Raw genomic sequence first — 15,117 nt, 5'->3', positions numbered from 1 at the left:
GCGCACCGATAATTGATGACATAAGAATAAAATAACGCCGCCCGCCGGTATTGCGCTTTCATGACACCCGCCTTGTTCGATCACGCCAAGCCGCGCCGCGTCGCCGGCTCCTACCTGCAACCGCTGCTGGAAGCGGCGGCGGCGCGCGGTATCGGCGCGCAGGCGCTGGAAAGCGCCGCCGGCCTGCGCCCCGGCGCGCTGGCGCCGCTGCCCGAAACCCTGCCCGCCGACGACTACGTGCGCCTGCTCGACATCGGCGCCGCGCTGGCCGACGATCCGCATTTCGGCCTGCACGTCGGCGAGCGCGTCAAACTCGGCACCTACAGCGTGTATGGCCTGATCCTGCTGAGCTGCCGCGATTTCGGCCAGGCCTTCGAACAGACCATGCGCTACGAGCAGCTGGCGCACGACCTGGGCCGGTCGACGCTGACGATCAAGGACGGCCTGGCCCACTACACCTGGCACAGCAACTACGACGCCTCGCAGCGCCACCTGGCCGACAGCGTGTTCGCCGGCATACGCACGTTCGGCAACTGGCTGGCCGGGATGACGCTTCCGGCGGCGCAACTGACGCTGACCCACGACGGCGGCGCGCCGGCCGACCGCGCCGAATACGCCCGCCTGATCGGCGCCATGCCGACCTTCAACGCGCCGGCCAACGTCGCCACCTTCGACGCGCAGTTGCTGGCATGGCCGGTGCCGAACGCCGATGTCAGCCTGTACCCGGTGCTGCGCCAGCACGCCGAGCAGCTGCTGCGCCAGCGCGCGATCGACGCCCACGGCGGCCAGCCCGACATCGCGCAGCAGGTGCACGCCGCCATCGTCAAGAATCTGTCGCGCGGCTCGCTGCGCTTGGCCTCCGTGGCCGAGGAATTGAAGCTGTCGCCGCGCACGCTGCAACGAAAATTGAACGAATCCGGCGCCAGCTTCCAGCAGGTGCTGGACCAGGCCCGCTTCGCGCTGGCCAAGGACTATCTGCGGCAACCGGAACTGAGCCTGGTCGATATCGCCTTCCTGCTCGGCTACCAGGAACAGAGCGCGTTCAACCACGCCTTCAAGGAATGGGCCGGCGTCAATCCCGGCGCCTATCGGATTTAAATCGCGCTGCCGCGCACCCGCACGAAGGGACCGATGCAGCGATCCAGGCTGCGCTCGACGCACATCAGGAACATGTCGCCGCTGGGATGGAATTGCAGGTAGTTGGTGACGGCCCGTCCGGGCTGGGTGATCTCGCCGGTGCAATCGGATTTGCCGTTGTCCTTGACGATGGTGTCGACCTCTTTGTAGAAACCGTTTTTATCCGGCTGGTCGGTGATGACGAAGGTGGACTCGGCCACCTCCTCATGGCTGAACACCAGCGTGGTGCCGTCGGCGCGGATGCGGTAGGTCTCGCTGCACGAACCGTCGGGCAGCGTGATGCGCCAGGTGCCGATGATGGGATGATCGCTGCGCAGCTGCGCGGCGCCGGCCGTCACGCCCGCCACCGCCAGCAGCATCGCCAGCACCGCCTGAACCACACGCGTCTTCATCGCCCACCTCCACCATGCTATTTTTCGGCCGCCGCCTTCATGCTGGCCAGGCCGGCCTCGAAGTCCTTGCCGATCATCTTGTCCATGCTGCTGAACAGTCCCATCACCTTGGTCATGAAATTGCTAGGGCCGGACATGGTCCAGGTCACCGTGGTCGATTCGCCCTTGCTGTCGAGCGCGAAATCGGTCACGCAGTGCGACTCGAACGGTTCCAGGAACACCAGCTTGATGCCGACCTGGTTCGGCGGCGTCATGCTGGTGATCTCCATGCGGCCGGCGCCCACTTCCTTATTGCCGTTCCACGCGTAGACCGCGCCGACGTCCTTCGGCGCGCCGCTGAAGACGCGGTTCATCGCCGGATCCAGCTTTTCCCACGGCGACCACTGCGGCCATTGGTGGAAGTCGCTGATCAGCGGCATGATCTTCTCAGGCGGCGCCTTGATCGCGATCGCGCGCTGCACGCGGAAACTGTCCGGTTGCATCGCGGCCAGCGCCACGACGATCAGGATCAGTACAACAACAGCAAGCGAGATTTTCTTCAGCATGTCTTCCTCCCTGTTTTATCATTATAGGAACTAGCCTATCATGTTTTTTTGATATATTCACCCGTCGGAGGAAGCAGAATGCTGTCGCATGTCTATGTGGGAATTAACGACTTCGAAGCCGCGCTGGCGTTCTACACCGCGCTGATGGCGGAGTTGGGCACGCGCCTGCGCTTCAGCGATCCGGCCAAGCCCTGGGCGGCGTGGCAGCCGGCCGAGGCGGCGCGGCCCCTGTTCGTGATCGGAAAACCGTTCGATGGCGAGGCGGCGGGATGCGGCAACGGCCAGATGATCGCGCTGATGGCGCCGTCGCGCGGCGCGGTGGACCGCGCCCACGCACTTGCGCTGAAGCACGGAGGCAGCTGTGAAGGCGCGCCGGGATTGCGGCCGCAGTATCACGCCAACTACTATGGCGCCTACTTCCGCGACCCGGACGGGAACAAACTATGCATCGTCTGTCACGATGCGGAGGAGGCTCAGGCCAGCGCTTCCTTGGCCGCTTCCTCCGGCGTGAGGCCGTCGTAGAACTGATCGGTGAACCATTCGACCTGCTCTTCGATATGCTCCTGCGCTTCTTCCTGCGTGGCGCCGCCCTTGACCAGGAAGCCTTCGACTTCGATACACCAGTTGATCAACGCCAGGGTCTCCGGGTCCAGCTCTTCTTTTTTCTTTGCCATGATTGCCTCATACATCGGGTGATTACAAGTCGTCAGTGTAACAGGCGGACGGCTCAAGTCTCCGGATACAGCACCACCTGAAGGTAGTTGTTCATGTCGAAGTAGCGCTTGGCCGCCTCCTTCAGGTCCGCCGTGGTCAGCGCATCGACGCGCGACTCGTAACTCAGGATATCCTCGGGATTGTTATTGTTGAAGAAGGCATTTTGCAGCGACGACATCCAGTAGCCGTTCTCGCGCATGCCCTTGCGGTAGCTCTTCATCCATGACGCCTTGACCTTGTTCAGGTCCGCCTCGTCCGCGCCGTTCTGGCGGATCTTGTCGATTTCGGCGAAGGTCGCGGCCAGCACCTTGTCCACGTTCTCCGGCGCGCACGGCAGGTTGGCGCTGATCGAGTAATTCCCGTAAGGGATGCGGTTCATGCTGGCGCTCATGCCGCCGCTGTACATCGCCCCCATCTTCTCGCGCAGCGTTTCGATCAGCTTGATGTTCAACACCTCGACCAAGGCCTGCAAGCGCATGCGCTCGGCGCGCGAATACTGCACCTCGCCGGTGAACGACAGCGAGATGGTGCTCTTCGGTTCAGAACCCGCATGCACTTCCTTCTTGACCACGCCCTTGATCGGCCGCACGCCCTCGTCCTTGTAGGCGACCGGAATCTCGCCCACCGGCAGGCTGGCGAGATAGGTCGCCAGCAGCGGCTTGATTTTCTCCACATCGAAGCTGCCGACGATGAAGAAGGTGAAGTCGCGCGCGCTGGACAGACGGCTCTTGTAGATCGCCATCACGCGGTCCAGCGCCAGCTGATCGAAATCGGCCGGCTTGGCGGCGCGCAGCACGCGCGGACTGTTGTTGTAGAGCGTCGCCGTCACGGTATCGTAGAACACCGACTCCGGACGCGCGAGATTGTTCTGCGCCAGCTCGCGTTGACGGTCGACGTAGGCGCTGTAGATCGCCGCATCCTTGCGCGGCTGCGTCATCTGCAGATAGACCAGCTGCAGCATCGACTCGATATCCGAACTGCCCGAGCTGCCGCCCACCGATTCATTGATCGAACTGACGCTGGCGCTGGAGCTGACCGCCTTCCCGGCCAGGACCTTACCCAGGTCGTTGGGCGAATAATTTAGCACTCCCATCTGGCCGACGATGCTGCTGGCGTAATGCGCCGCGAAGACATCGCGGTCGCCGAACAGCGACCAGCCGCCGTAGCGCAAGCCGCCCAGCATCACCTGATCGTTATTGAAGTCGGTCGGCTTCAGCACCACCTTGACGCCGTTGCTCAGCACCAGCTCCGTGGTGCCGATCCTGGCGTTGACGCTTTCGCCGACGATGCGGCCCGGCTTCGGCAACACCGGCATCAGCTGGCTGGCGTAGACCTTTTCCTCATGCGGCTTGACGGCCACCTTTTCCGCCGCGTTGGCGATGGCCACCAGCTCGGCGGCCTTGGGCTGCGCCATGCCGGCCTTGTCGACGCCGGTGTAGACCACCAGCTTGCTCTGGCCTTGCGGTATCGCCACCCGCGCGGCGGCGTTCACCTCCGCCAGCGAAATACCCGGAATCAGCTCGTTGGCGTAGCGGTATTCGATCTCGATGCCGGGAATGCTTTCCTGTTCCAGGAAGTTGCGGATGTACTCCGACGCATAGCCGGCCGAATCGGATTTCTCACGCTCGTTGTACAGACGCTCGTAGTTGCGCAGCATGCCCTTCTTGGCCCGCTCCACTTCCGACGCGGTGAAACCGTACTGGCGCGCGCGCTGGTCTTCCTGCACCAGCGCGTTGATGGCCGGCGCCGCGCCGCCCTTGCCCAGCACCGCGCCGGCGCCGAACGACCGGTAGCCGCGCACGATGCGGTTCATGCCGCTGCCGCCTTGCAGGAACGGCGGATTGACCTGCTGCGTCAACTCGTACATGCGCTGGCTGAGGATAAAGCTGTACATCCCCTCGATCAGCTTCTGGCGGTAATCCGCGATGGTGTCGCCGGCCGGCCAGGCCTGGATCGGATAGCGGATATAGACCGTGTTGGCGCTGACTTCCTTGTCGGTGAAGACGATGCCCTCCGACTCCTGCCGCTCCGGGATCCGCGCATACTCGCGCGGACGCGGGTTCTGCGGATTTTTCAGCTTGCCGAAATGCTGCTCGATCAGGCGCTGTGCCTCGGCCGGTTCGATATCGCCGACCACCACCACCGCCATCAGGTCCGGGCGATACCAATCGCGGTAGAAGCGTTTGATGGCGTCGTACTTGAAGTTCTTGAGGATCTCTTCTTTACCGATCGGCATGCGCTGCGCGTAGCGCGAACCGTTCAGCACCTTCGGCAGCACCACCTTGTTCATGCGGTCGTCCACGCCCTTGCCGAGGCGCAGCTCTTCCAGCACGATGCCGCGTTCGCTGTCGATATCCTCGTCGTTGAAGGACAGGCCGTGGGCCCAGTCTTCCAGCACCTGGAAGCCCTGGTCGACGATTTCCTTCCTGTCGGTCGGCAGCGGAAGGATATAAACGGTTTCATCGAAGCTGGTGTAGGCGTTCAAATCCGCGCCGAACTTCACGCCGATCGACTGCAGGTAGGACACCAGTTCGTTGCGTTTGAAATTGGTCGAGCCGTTGAAGGCCATATGCTCGGTGAAGTGCGCCAACCCCAGTTGATCCTCGTCCTCCAGGATCGAGCCGGCCTTCACCACCAGCCGCAGCTCCAGCTTCTTCTCCGGGCGGGCGTTCTTCTGCACGTAGAAAGTCAGGCCGTTGGCCAGCTTGCCCACCTTGACCTGCGGTCCCACGGGAATGGCATCGCTCAGTTTGAGGTCGCCGGCTTGGGCCAGTAAACAACACGCCAGAAGTGCAGCGCCGGACAGGGTACGCAGGGGAGTCAGCTTCATTCGGGATGCATAAAATTTAAGAACAGGGCTACCTTACACTGAATTCTCCGATTTGGGCTAGAATCCTCGTGCGCTTGCCGTCCGGCAGGCGCGAACAACAACGTCTTCGGGGCGGGGTGTAATTCCCCACCGGCGGTAAGTCCTGCGAAGGGCAAGCCCGCGAGCGCGGCAACGCGCAGATCTGGTGTAACTCCAGGGCCGACGGTTAAAGTCCGGATGAAAGAAGATGTGCGCTGTATCGCAGCCTGTCGCCGCCGAATCCTCGGCGCGGCCGGCCGCGCGTATTCGCTTGCCCTGTCGCGTTTTTCGCCTATGCGAGGAGCGTTCCACCATGTTTGACCAGCTTGACCAAAACGCAGCATCCCCCTACTCCCTGATTTCCGGCGACCTGGAAGGCCGCATCGCCGCCGCCCTGGAAGCCATGCGCGCCGGCGTGCCGGTGATCCTGCTCGACGATTTCGACCGCGAGAACGAAGCGGACCTGATCGTCGCCGCCGAGAAGATCACCGTGCAGTCGATGGCGCTGATGATCCGCGAATGCAGCGGCATCGTCTGCCTCTGCCTGAGCGCCGACAAGGTGCGCGCGCTGGAGCTGCCGATGATGGCTTCGGAAAACGGCAGCCGTTACGGCACCCCGTTCACGGTATCGATCGAAGCGCGCGAGGGCGTGACCACCGGCGTTTCCGCCGCCGACCGGGTCACCACCATCCGCACCGCCATCGCGGCGGACGCCAGGCCGGCGGACCTGGTCCATCCCGGCCACGTGTTTCCGCTGCGCGCCACGCCGGGCGGCGTATTGGCCCGCAAAGGCCACACCGAAGGCTCGGTGGACCTGGCGACGATGGCGGGCCTGAATCCGGCGGCGGTGTTATGCGAGTTGATGAACCCCGACGGCACCATGATGCGCGGCGCCGAGATCGAACGCTTCGCCGAACTGCACCGGATGCCTATCCTGACCATCGCCGAGATGATCGAGTGGCGTAAGCAGCAAGGTATCTAAACCGGCTTGCCCAGCTTGACGTAGCGGTACACCAGGCACAAGGCGCCCGCGTATGCCGCCGTGATCAGGCCGAACGCCGACGGCAAGCGCCACGCCCAGTCGGGCGCCATATGCAGCACGGCGCCCATCGCCGCCACGCCGACCAGCGCGCCGATCTGCCGATTGGCGTTGAGCGCGGCGGCGGCGCTGTTGGCGTGCGCCTTGCCGGCCACCAGCATCACCGTTGCCGTCATCCCCGGAATCGCGATGCCGATCGCCACGTTCATCACAATGGTCGCGATCACCAGCAGCCAGTACGGCGTGTCCGGCCGCAGGCCGAGCAGCATCACCAGCGCCGCGCCCAATCCCACCATCAGTCCATACATCATCGGCGGCCGCGTGCCGACCTTCGCCGTGATCCGTCCCGAAGTCAGGTTGCCGATGGCGAAAGCGGCCATCATCGGGATCAGCTTCAAGCCGGTGTGCAGCGCATCGGCGCCGCCCTGCTGTATATAAAGGCTGAGCAGGAACAGCTGGCCGAACACCGCGAAATTGATCAGGAAGCCGACGCCGTTGGCCGCCGCGAACGCCGGCGTCTCGAACAAGGCGCGCGGCAGCAAGGGATGGGCGCCGGCGCGCTCGCGCTGCACCAGCAACCCGGCCACCAGCACCGTCGCGGCGGCGGCGGCCAGCACCGGCATCGACGTCCAGCCCAACGCCGGCCCTTCGATCAGCACGAAACTCAGCCCGGCCAGCGCGGCCACGCCCAATGCATGGCTCAGCATCGACAGCGCCCGTTCGTGACGTGCCGTGGCCGGCGCCAGCATCTGCGTCAACACGATGCCGGCCAGGCCGATCGGCACGTTCACCCAGAACACGCTGCGCCAGCCGAATTCGTGCACCAGGATCCCGCCCACCAACGGACCCGCCGCCGACGAACAGCCGACGATGGCCGACCAGGTGCCCAGCATGCGCGCCCGGGTGGCCTGGTCTTCATAGGCGTGCGTCAGCAGGCTCAAAGAGCTGGGCATGAACAGCGCCGCGCCCGCCCCCTGCAACAACCGCGCGGCGATCAGCGCGTTGCCGCTCGGCGCCAGGGCGCACAGCACAGAGCCGAGAATGAAGACGCTCAAGCCGCCCTGGTACACGGTCTTGGGGCCGAAACGGTCGGCCAGCGCACCGCCCGCCATCAGCAGCGCGGCGAAGGTCAGCGTGTAGCCGTCCACCACCCACACCAGGCCGGTCAGCGGCACCTGCAGGCTGACCGAGATATCGGACAAGGCGGTATTGACGGCTGTGACGTCGATCATCGCCATGACGAAGCCGATGGCGAGCGTCATCAGCATCAACAAGGGAGGCACCTGACGGACAGGCGCGGCGGCGGTGGCGGTGGTTGGCGTATTCATGACGCGATGTTAGGCCTCTTGCGTGATGCAGTAAATACGCATAACATCGGCACTCTGATGCAAAAATGCATCATCAATGCATGCCGCTGGAGCCGCTCATGGACTGGGACAACGCCCGGATCTTCCTCGCCATCTACCGCAAAGGTACGCTGCGCGCCGCCGCCGGAATGCTGGAGATCGACCAGGCCACCGTGGGCCGGCGCCTCAACGCGCTGGAGAAATCGCTGGGCGCGCGGCTGTTCCTGCGCACGCCGTCCGGCTACCTCGCCACGCCCGCCGGCGAACTGGCCGTCACCGCCGCCGAGGCGATGGAGCACGCCGCGCTGCAATTCCAGCGCGAGATGCAGGGCATCGACAACCGCCTGTCCGGCAGCGTGCGCGTCACCACCTCGGACACGATGGCGCACCACTTCGTCATCGGCGCCATGCGGCGGCTGCACGAACGCCACCCCGAGATCCGCATCGTCCTCAGCACCAGCACCGAGATCACCAGCCTGACGCGGCGCGAGGCCGACCTGGCGGTGCGCACCCTCAAGCCCACCAGCCCGGACCTGATCACGCGCCACCTGACCCGGCGCAGCATGGGCCTGTACGCCACGCCCGAGTACCTGAAGCAGCGCGGCATGCCGACGCCGGGCAACGGCCTGGCCGGCCACGACATCGTCATCTACCAGGCGGCGGTGGCTTTCCGCCACCAGGAGAAAATCTGCCTGGAGCCGGTCAACAACGCGCGCGTGGCGATCGAAGTGAATAACGGCCTGGCCTTGCAGGAGGCGGCGCGCCAGGGCATGGGCGTGACCGAGCTGCCGTGCCACATGGCCGACGTTGATCCACGTCTGGTCCGCGTCTGGCCGGAACGGGTCGACCACTACGACGTCTGGCTGGTGATGCACAGCGACCTGAGTCGCAGCGCCCGCGTGCGCGCCGCCGCCGACGCCATCATCGACAGCTTCCCCGCGACCTGACGCATGCCGAACCTTCATGTCGTACGCCAGCCGCCGCCCGCGCAGTGCTAAGATGCCAACATGAACCCACAAGCATCGATCCCACCCGTACTGCTACGGCTGCACCAAGGCACCGTCGCCTGGCTGCACAGCTGGTGGCGGCTGCTGTTGTTCTCGGTGCTGATGCTGTCGATCGCCCTGACGCCGTCGGGCTATCGCAGCGAGCGGCGCCAGGTGCTGGCGCGCCACATCGTCAGCGACACCGCGCCCAATCTGGCCTGGTATGGCGTGTTGTCGGCGCTGGTCAGCCTGGTGCTGATCCGCATCGTCGTGGTCACCTCGCAAAGCTACGGCCTGTCGCGCTTCGCGCTGGAAATGGTGGTGCGGGTGCTGGTGCTGGAACTGATCCCGCTCACCGCCGCCGCCTTTGTCGCGTTGCGCACCACGCTGCCGGCCGGCCTGGAATTTTCGCAAAGCCGCAGCCGGGACGACGTCATCGACGAGGAAGTGCTGCATCGCGAATTCTTCCCGCGCGTCGCCGCCGGCATCTTCGCGGTCTGGATGCTGGCCGCCGTCAGCTGTGTGCTGGCGCTGATCCTGGCCTACCTGTCGCTGTATGGCTTCACGCCGTGGGCGCTGGGCGGCTATACGCGCGTGGTCGGCCAGGTGTTCAATCCCGCCGTCACGCTGATCCTGGTGATGAAGATCGTCTTCGTCAGTTTTGCCGTCGGCCTGATCCCGATGGCCTCCTCATTCTATTTCGGCGCCAACTACCGCGACAAGGTCAGGCATAGCTTGTCCGATATGGTGCGCTTGTTCGCCGTGATACTCCTCATCGAAGTCGCATCGCTCATGGGTAATTACTACTGATATGACAGAACAAACCACTCAAGCCGCCCCGGTGCGCAACGCGGAATTCAAGGCGGCGCTGCTGCTGATACTGATGGTGGTGCTGGTCGCCGGATCGGCGATCTACCTGATGTACGCGCGCGGCGCGTTCGAGTCGACACAGACGCTGGTGCTGGAGGTCGACGATTCGGAAGGCGTCAGCGTCGGCATGGACGTCACCTTCGCCGGTTTCCCGATCGGGCGCGTTCGGCGCATCGAACTGGGCAAGGATGGCCGGGCGCGCGTGGTGGTCGACGTGCCGCGCACCGATGCGCACTGGCTGCGCAAATCCAGCATCTTCACGCTGGAGCGCGGGCTGGTGGGCGGCGCCAAGCTGCGCGCCTTCAGCGGCATTCCCACCGATCCGCCGCTGGAGGACGGCGCCGCGCGCACGCTGCTGGTCGGCGACGCCGCCGCCGAGATCCCCCGCCTGCTGGCCGCCGCCAAGGACCTGCTGCAAAACCTCAACGACCTGACGGCGGAGAATTCCGCCCTGGCCGCCAGCCTGGCCAACGTGCAGGGGGTGACCGGGAAACTCAACGGCCCGCGCGGCGCCATGGGTTTGATCGCCGGCGACGACAAGAACGCGCAGGAGCTGACCGAACGCGCCAACAAGCTGCTGGTCACGGTGAACGCGCTGGCGGTCAAGGCCGACAGCCTGATCGGCCACGCCGACACGCAGGTCTTCGGCAAGCAGGGCGTGATGACCGATGCGCAGGCCACCATCCAGCAGCTCAACGGCCTGCTGGCGGACGCCCGCAACAGCTTGAAGAAAATGGACGCGGTGCTGGTCGAGGCGCAAGCCGTCGGCGCCAATGCCAAGGAGGCCACCGCCGACCTAGGCACCTTGCGGGCGGAAGTGGAAAGCAGCTTGCGCCGCGTTGAGCAACTGGTCAACGAGATCAATCGTAAATGGCCGTTCAAGCGCGACACGGAGATCAAACTGCCATGAAAAAAATTAGCTTGCTTGTCCCCGCCCTGCTGCTGGCCGCCTGCGGCAACAACCCGCCGGTGCCGGACTGGCAGATGAACGCGCAAAGCTCCATCGAACGTTCGACGGCGGCCTACATGTCTGGCAACGCCCGCATCGAGGCAGCCGAATACCAGCGCGCCCGCGAAGCGCTGGCCAGCACCGGCAAGGTCGATCTGATGATCCGCGCAGAGCTGATCCGCTGCGCCGCCCATGTCGCCGCGTTGGCCTATGATGACTGCCCCGGCTACGCCAAGCTGGCGCAAGACGCCAGCCCGGCCGACCGCGCCTACGCCGACTACCTCGCCGGCCGCGCCACCGCCGCCGACGCCGCGCTGCTGCCGGAGCAGCACAGAGCCGTCGCCGCCGCCATCGCCGCCACGCCCCCCAGCGCCGGTGCCGTCCCCGCTGCTGGCACGGGCCTCGCCGCGTCGTCCGGCGCGCCGTTCGATAGCGGCGCCGATGTCGCGGCGGCCAACGCGGCGCACGCGATCGCCGACCCGTTGTCAAAGCTGGTCGCCAGCGGCGTGCTGCTACGCGCCGGCAAAGCCAGCCCACAAACACTGGCCGATGCGGTCGACACCGCCTCCGCCCAGGGCTGGCGCCGACCGCTGCTGGCCTGGCTGGGCGTGCAAGCGATGCGCGCCGAAAAGTCCGGCGACGACGCCGAAGCCCAACGCATCAAACGCCGCATCGCCCTGGTCGGCGACAAGCCCTGACCCGCCATGGCCACATCGATATCCGCCATCGCGATCCCACCGCAAAGCGAAATCGCCAAGCGCCTGCCCGGCGCCGATTTCCACGACTGCTACCAGACAGCCATCGCGCCAACCGATAAATCCGCGCTGTCGCTCTACCTGCAAGTCGCCGCCACCACCCCGGCATGGGTCAACACGCTGATGGCGCTGCGCAACCGCATCGTCAGCCTGGTCGGCCTGAAGAACCTTGGCCATCTGGGAGACTTCACAACCTCCAAGCCCGCCGACGCGTACCGCATCGGCGACCGCGTAGGCATCTTCTCCATCCGCTACCTCAGCGACGAAGAAGTCATACTGGGCGACTCCGACAAGCACCTCAACGTTGAAGTCTCGGTCTGCAAGCTAAATGGCCGGGTCGCGGTCAGCACCATTGTCCACACGCACAATATGCTGGGGCGCTTTTACATGCTGTTTGTCGCCCCGCTGCACCGCCGCATCGTCCCCGCCACCCTGCGGCAGCTCAAAAGCCAATAGAGGGTCTGCTAGAATCTCGCCTTCGACGAATCGAGGCACCGCATGACCTTCCCAATCTCCCGCCGGCTGCGCGGACTGTTCACCATCCTCGCGCTTTCCTGCGCCATGCTGGCGCAAGCCGCGCCGCAAAAAGTCATCGTCGACATGGACATCGGTGACGACATCGACGACGCCTTCGCGCTGGCGCTGCTGCTGCAAAGCCCCGAGATCGAAATCGTCGGCATCACCACCGCCTGGGGCGACACCGCGCTGCGCGCGCAACTGCTGGAGCGCATGCTGCGCGAAACCGGCCACACCCGGATCCCGATCGCACAGGGAATCGCCAGCAGCGGCAACCCGCAACCGTTCACGCAAGCCCGCTACGCCCAGCGCGGCAAACTGCCGGCCCGCATCGAGGCCATCGACTTCATGCTGGACCAGATCAAACGCCAGCCCGGCCAGATCACACTGCTGGCCCTCGGCCCGCTGACCAACATCGGCGCCGCCATCCAGCGCGACGCCGCCACCTTCGGCAAGCTGAAACAGGTCGCGATGATGGGCGGCTCGGTGCGCGCCGGCTACCGCAAATCCCAATACGTGCCGTCGCGCCCGGCCGACAAGGAATACAACATCGTCTCCGACATCGCCGGCGCGCAAGAGCTGTTCACCTCTGGCGTTCCGATCGTGATGATGCCGCTGGACTCGACCCAGATCCGCCTCGATGAAGTGGAACGCAACGCCCTGCTCGGCCACGGCTCGCCGGTCACCGACGCGCTGGCCCTGCTGTACCACCAATGGATCGACGCCTACCAGCCATGGTCCAGCAACATGCCGTCATTATTCGACGTGGTCCCGGTGACCTGGCTGATCGACCCGCAATCCTGCCCGACCACGCCGCTGCGCATCGTCGTCGACAACGACGGCTACACCCGCGAACAAGCCGGCGCACCGAATTCCGCCGTCTGCCTCGCCTCCGACCAAAAACGCTTCTTCGATATCCTGATGAGCCGACTGCTGAAAGACCGACCATGAGCCTCGTCTACTCCACCGAAACCGGCCGCATGTGCCCCGACTGCCGCAAGCCGCTGAGCGATTGCGCCTGTAAATCAGCCGCCAAGGCCAAGCCGGCCGGCGACGGCAACGTCAAGGTCTCGCGCGAATCGAAAGGACGCGGCGGCAAGACCGTCACCCTGGTGCGCGGCCTGGCACTGGACGCGATCGCGCTGGCCCTGCTGGGCAAGCAGCTGCGCGGCGCCGTGGGTTCCGGCGGCACCGTCAAGGACGGCGTCATCGAAATCCAGGGCGACCATTGCGAGCGCGTGATGGAAGAGCTGAAGAAGCAAGGCCACAACCCCAAACGCACCGGCGGTTAACAGCGCGTGCGCAGATTGGACAGATAGATATCGTCCTTCTCCAGCGCCCGCCCCTCGCGCATTGCCGCCACCCAGTCGCCGGTGCTGGCCACCGCCGCGAAGTTGGAATGAAACACCGTGCTGTACACCCGATGGATCTCCTCCGCGCTGGCCTTGCCCGCCGCGTTCTGGTACGAAGGCGAACCGGTGGCGTCGGACAGGAACTCCACGCCCATTCCCTTGTGCGCCGCCTCGTAGATGGTCGCCGCGTTGCAGTTGTGCGTCATGTAGCCGGCGATGGCGATGGTGTCGATGGCGTTCGCCGCCAGCCACTCGGCCAGGTCGGTTCCGGTGTAGGTACTGGCCCAGGTCTTGCTGATGTAGTGATCGCGCGGACGCCGCGCCACGCTGTCGTGCAGCTCCCAGCCCGGCGAGCCTTTGGCGAAGATCGGCGCCCCCACCGGCGTTTCATGCTGCACCACCACCACCGGCACGCCGGCCTCGCGTGCCGCGTCCATCGCCAGCAGGATGTTCGGCAGCGAGACCGCGACCGGAGGATATTCGATCGGCAGGTTGCCGGTGATGTATTCATTCTGTACATCGATGACGATCAAGGCACGGCGTGGGGTAGTGGACATGGCATTCTCCTGGTAAGTGAAGTGAATGAAGCCATTGTCCGCTCCCGCCCCGCCGGCCAACAGTGGCCTGAAGGTCACCATGCGATATAATCGGGCCATGTCGAAAACCACCGCCATCCGCCGCCTGAAAGTCGCCGTCATTGCCTTCGACGGCATCACGCCGTTTCACCTGTCGGTGCCCTGCCTGGTGTTCGGCTCAAAGCACGCCAGCTCCGACGCGGCGCATTTCGAGCTTCAGGTCTGCGGCGAAGGCGTTACGCCGCTGCGCACGACAGCGGGCTTCGACATCGTGCCCGCCTTCAGTCTGAAAGCGCTCAACCACGCCGATATCGTCATCATGCCATCCTGGCACGACGACTGCCGGCCGGCGCCGGAGACGCTGTTGCAGGCGCTGCGCAAGGCGCACAAGCGCGGCGCGCGCGTGGTCGGGCTGTGCCTCGGCGCCTTCCCCCTGGCCGAAGCCGGCCTGCTCGACGGCCAGACCGCCACCACGCATTGGGCCAGCGCCGACATCCTGTGCCAACGCCACCCGAAGGTCAGCGTCGACCGCGATGTGCTGTATGTCGATGGCGGGAATGTGGTGACGTCGGCCGGCGTGGCGGCTGGACTGGATTGCTGCCTGCATCTGCTGCGCCAGTTGTCCGGGGCGGAGATCGCCAACCGCGTCGCGCGCTACATGGTGATCGCGCCGCACCGTCAGGGCGGACAGGCGCAGTTCATCGAACGCCCGCTGCCGGTCAACAGCAGCGACGACCGCTTCTCGCAGGTGCTGGCGTGGGTCAACGGCCATCTGGCGGACCACCACAGCATCGACGCGCTGGCCGAGCGCGCGCTGATGAGCCGCCGCAATTTCACGCGTCACTTCCGCGACGCCACCGGCATCTCGTTCAAGCAATGGCTGTTGAATCAGCGCGTGGCGCACGCGCAGCATCTGCTGGAGAGCAGCGAGGTATCGATCGAGATGGTGGCGCAGGAAGCCGGCTTCGGCTCGGCGCTGTCGCTGCGCCAGCACTTCCGCGCCGCGCTGCGCACCTCGCCATCCGCCTACCGCAAGCTGTACCGGCCCGCCGCAAGCGGCTAGGCTCGGAAAGGAGGTGTGGCGGCGGCGCGG

General features: G+C 65.2%; 17 protein-coding genes and 1 riboswitch. Of the genes, 11 read left to right on the top strand and 6 right to left on the bottom strand.

Annotated elements, in window-relative coordinates; all coding sequences use genetic code 11:
• The first annotated feature begins 60 nt into the window (after positions 1-60).
• Entirely contained in the window at positions 61-1,098 is a 1,038-nt protein-coding gene (locus tag GW587_RS15405) for an AraC family transcriptional regulator (RefSeq protein ID WP_166104600.1), read from the top strand.
• Here GW587_RS15405 and GW587_RS15400 read toward each other — a convergent pair.
• Both GW587_RS15400 and GW587_RS15395 read right to left on the bottom strand, forming a co-directional pair.
• Positions 1,095-1,529: a hypothetical protein gene (locus GW587_RS15400; RefSeq protein ID WP_229259465.1), complete on the bottom strand. Its 435-nt coding sequence runs from the start codon at positions 1,527-1,529 to the stop codon at positions 1,095-1,097. The genes GW587_RS15405 and GW587_RS15400 overlap by 4 nt on opposite strands.
• Before the next feature lie 17 nt (positions 1,530-1,546).
• The gene (locus GW587_RS15395; protein ID WP_166104598.1) at positions 1,547-2,074 is read right to left on the bottom strand and encodes an SRPBCC family protein; all 528 of its coding nucleotides are present in this window, start codon (positions 2,072-2,074) and stop codon (positions 1,547-1,549) included.
• 78 nt (positions 2,075-2,152) lie between these two features.
• On the opposite strand from GW587_RS15395, the gene GW587_RS15390 reads away from it, so the two are divergent.
• Positions 2,153-2,596 (top strand): VOC family protein, encoded by a 444-nt coding sequence (locus GW587_RS15390; RefSeq protein ID WP_166104596.1) that lies wholly within the window; start codon positions 2,153-2,155, stop codon positions 2,594-2,596.
• On the opposite strand, the gene GW587_RS15385 is transcribed toward GW587_RS15390, so the two are convergent.
• Together GW587_RS15385 and GW587_RS15380 are read right to left on the bottom strand one after the other, a co-directional pair.
• A complete protein-coding gene (locus GW587_RS15385) occupies positions 2,548-2,748 on the bottom strand; it encodes a hypothetical protein (RefSeq protein ID WP_166104595.1) in 201 nt (66 codons plus the stop codon). The genes GW587_RS15390 and GW587_RS15385 overlap by 49 nt on opposite strands.
• A gap of 53 nt (positions 2,749-2,801) precedes the next feature.
• Positions 2,802-5,618: a M16 family metallopeptidase gene (locus tag GW587_RS15380; protein WP_166104593.1), complete on the bottom strand. Its 2,817-nt coding sequence runs from the start codon at positions 5,616-5,618 to the stop codon at positions 2,802-2,804.
• 98 nt (positions 5,619-5,716) lie between these two features.
• A riboswitch (FMN riboswitch) is annotated at positions 5,717-5,850 on the top strand.
• 99 nt (positions 5,851-5,949) lie between these two features.
• Here GW587_RS15380 and ribB point away from each other — a divergent pair.
• Positions 5,950-6,618: a 3,4-dihydroxy-2-butanone-4-phosphate synthase gene (gene ribB, locus GW587_RS15375; protein ID WP_166104590.1), complete on the top strand. Its 669-nt coding sequence runs from the start codon at positions 5,950-5,952 to the stop codon at positions 6,616-6,618.
• On the opposite strand, the gene GW587_RS15370 is transcribed toward ribB, so the two are convergent.
• Positions 6,615-8,003, bottom strand: coding sequence for an MFS transporter (locus GW587_RS15370; RefSeq protein WP_166104587.1), 1,389 nt, complete (start codon positions 8,001-8,003; stop codon positions 6,615-6,617). The two genes, ribB and GW587_RS15370, sit on opposite strands and share 4 nt — an antisense overlap.
• A gap of 98 nt (positions 8,004-8,101) precedes the next feature.
• Here GW587_RS15370 and GW587_RS15365 point away from each other — a divergent pair, with 98 nt between their 5' ends.
• From GW587_RS15365 to GW587_RS15335, 7 genes are read left to right on the top strand one after another with little or no spacing between them, the layout of a single operon-like run.
• A complete protein-coding gene (locus GW587_RS15365; RefSeq protein ID WP_166104584.1) occupies positions 8,102-8,968 on the top strand; it encodes a LysR family transcriptional regulator in 867 nt (288 codons plus the stop codon).
• A 60-nt stretch (positions 8,969-9,028) separates the two neighbouring features.
• On the top strand, positions 9,029-9,817 hold the full coding sequence (locus tag GW587_RS15360; RefSeq protein ID WP_166104582.1) for an MlaE family ABC transporter permease: 789 nt from the start codon (positions 9,029-9,031) through the stop codon (positions 9,815-9,817).
• A gap of 1 nt (position 9,818) precedes the next feature.
• Complete coding sequence (locus GW587_RS15355; RefSeq protein ID WP_166104579.1) at positions 9,819-10,787, top strand: MlaD family protein; 969 nt, start codon at positions 9,819-9,821, stop codon at positions 10,785-10,787.
• Positions 10,784-11,524 (top strand): hypothetical protein, encoded by a 741-nt coding sequence (locus GW587_RS15350; RefSeq protein ID WP_166104576.1) that lies wholly within the window; start codon positions 10,784-10,786, stop codon positions 11,522-11,524. Before GW587_RS15355 ends, GW587_RS15350 begins: the two co-directional genes overlap by 4 nt.
• A gap of 6 nt (positions 11,525-11,530) precedes the next feature.
• Positions 11,531-12,037 (top strand): DUF2867 domain-containing protein, encoded by a 507-nt coding sequence (locus GW587_RS15345; RefSeq protein WP_166104573.1) that lies wholly within the window; start codon positions 11,531-11,533, stop codon positions 12,035-12,037.
• A gap of 42 nt (positions 12,038-12,079) precedes the next feature.
• Positions 12,080-13,048, top strand: coding sequence for a nucleoside hydrolase (locus GW587_RS15340; RefSeq protein ID WP_166104571.1), 969 nt, complete (start codon positions 12,080-12,082; stop codon positions 13,046-13,048).
• The gene (locus GW587_RS15335; protein ID WP_166104568.1) at positions 13,045-13,389 is read left to right on the top strand and encodes a translation initiation factor Sui1; all 345 of its coding nucleotides are present in this window, start codon (positions 13,045-13,047) and stop codon (positions 13,387-13,389) included. The genes GW587_RS15340 and GW587_RS15335 overlap by 4 nt, the downstream gene beginning before the upstream one ends.
• Here GW587_RS15335 and GW587_RS15330 read toward each other — a convergent pair.
• Positions 13,386-14,006 (bottom strand): cysteine hydrolase family protein, encoded by a 621-nt coding sequence (locus tag GW587_RS15330; RefSeq protein WP_166104566.1) that lies wholly within the window; start codon positions 14,004-14,006, stop codon positions 13,386-13,388. The genes GW587_RS15335 and GW587_RS15330 overlap by 4 nt on opposite strands.
• 97 nt (positions 14,007-14,103) lie before the next feature.
• On the opposite strand from GW587_RS15330, the gene GW587_RS15325 reads away from it, so the two are divergent.
• Positions 14,104-15,087: a GlxA family transcriptional regulator gene (locus GW587_RS15325; protein ID WP_166104563.1), complete on the top strand. Its 984-nt coding sequence runs from the start codon at positions 14,104-14,106 to the stop codon at positions 15,085-15,087.
• The last annotated feature ends 30 nt before the right edge of the window (positions 15,088-15,117 follow it).

It is taken from the genome of Duganella aceris (assembly GCF_011090165.1).
GTDB lineage: Bacteria > Pseudomonadota > Gammaproteobacteria > Burkholderiales > Burkholderiaceae_D > Rugamonas > Rugamonas aceris.
The sequence above is the reverse complement of the archived record's forward strand: the minus strand, read 5'-3'. Positions and strand labels throughout refer to the sequence as shown.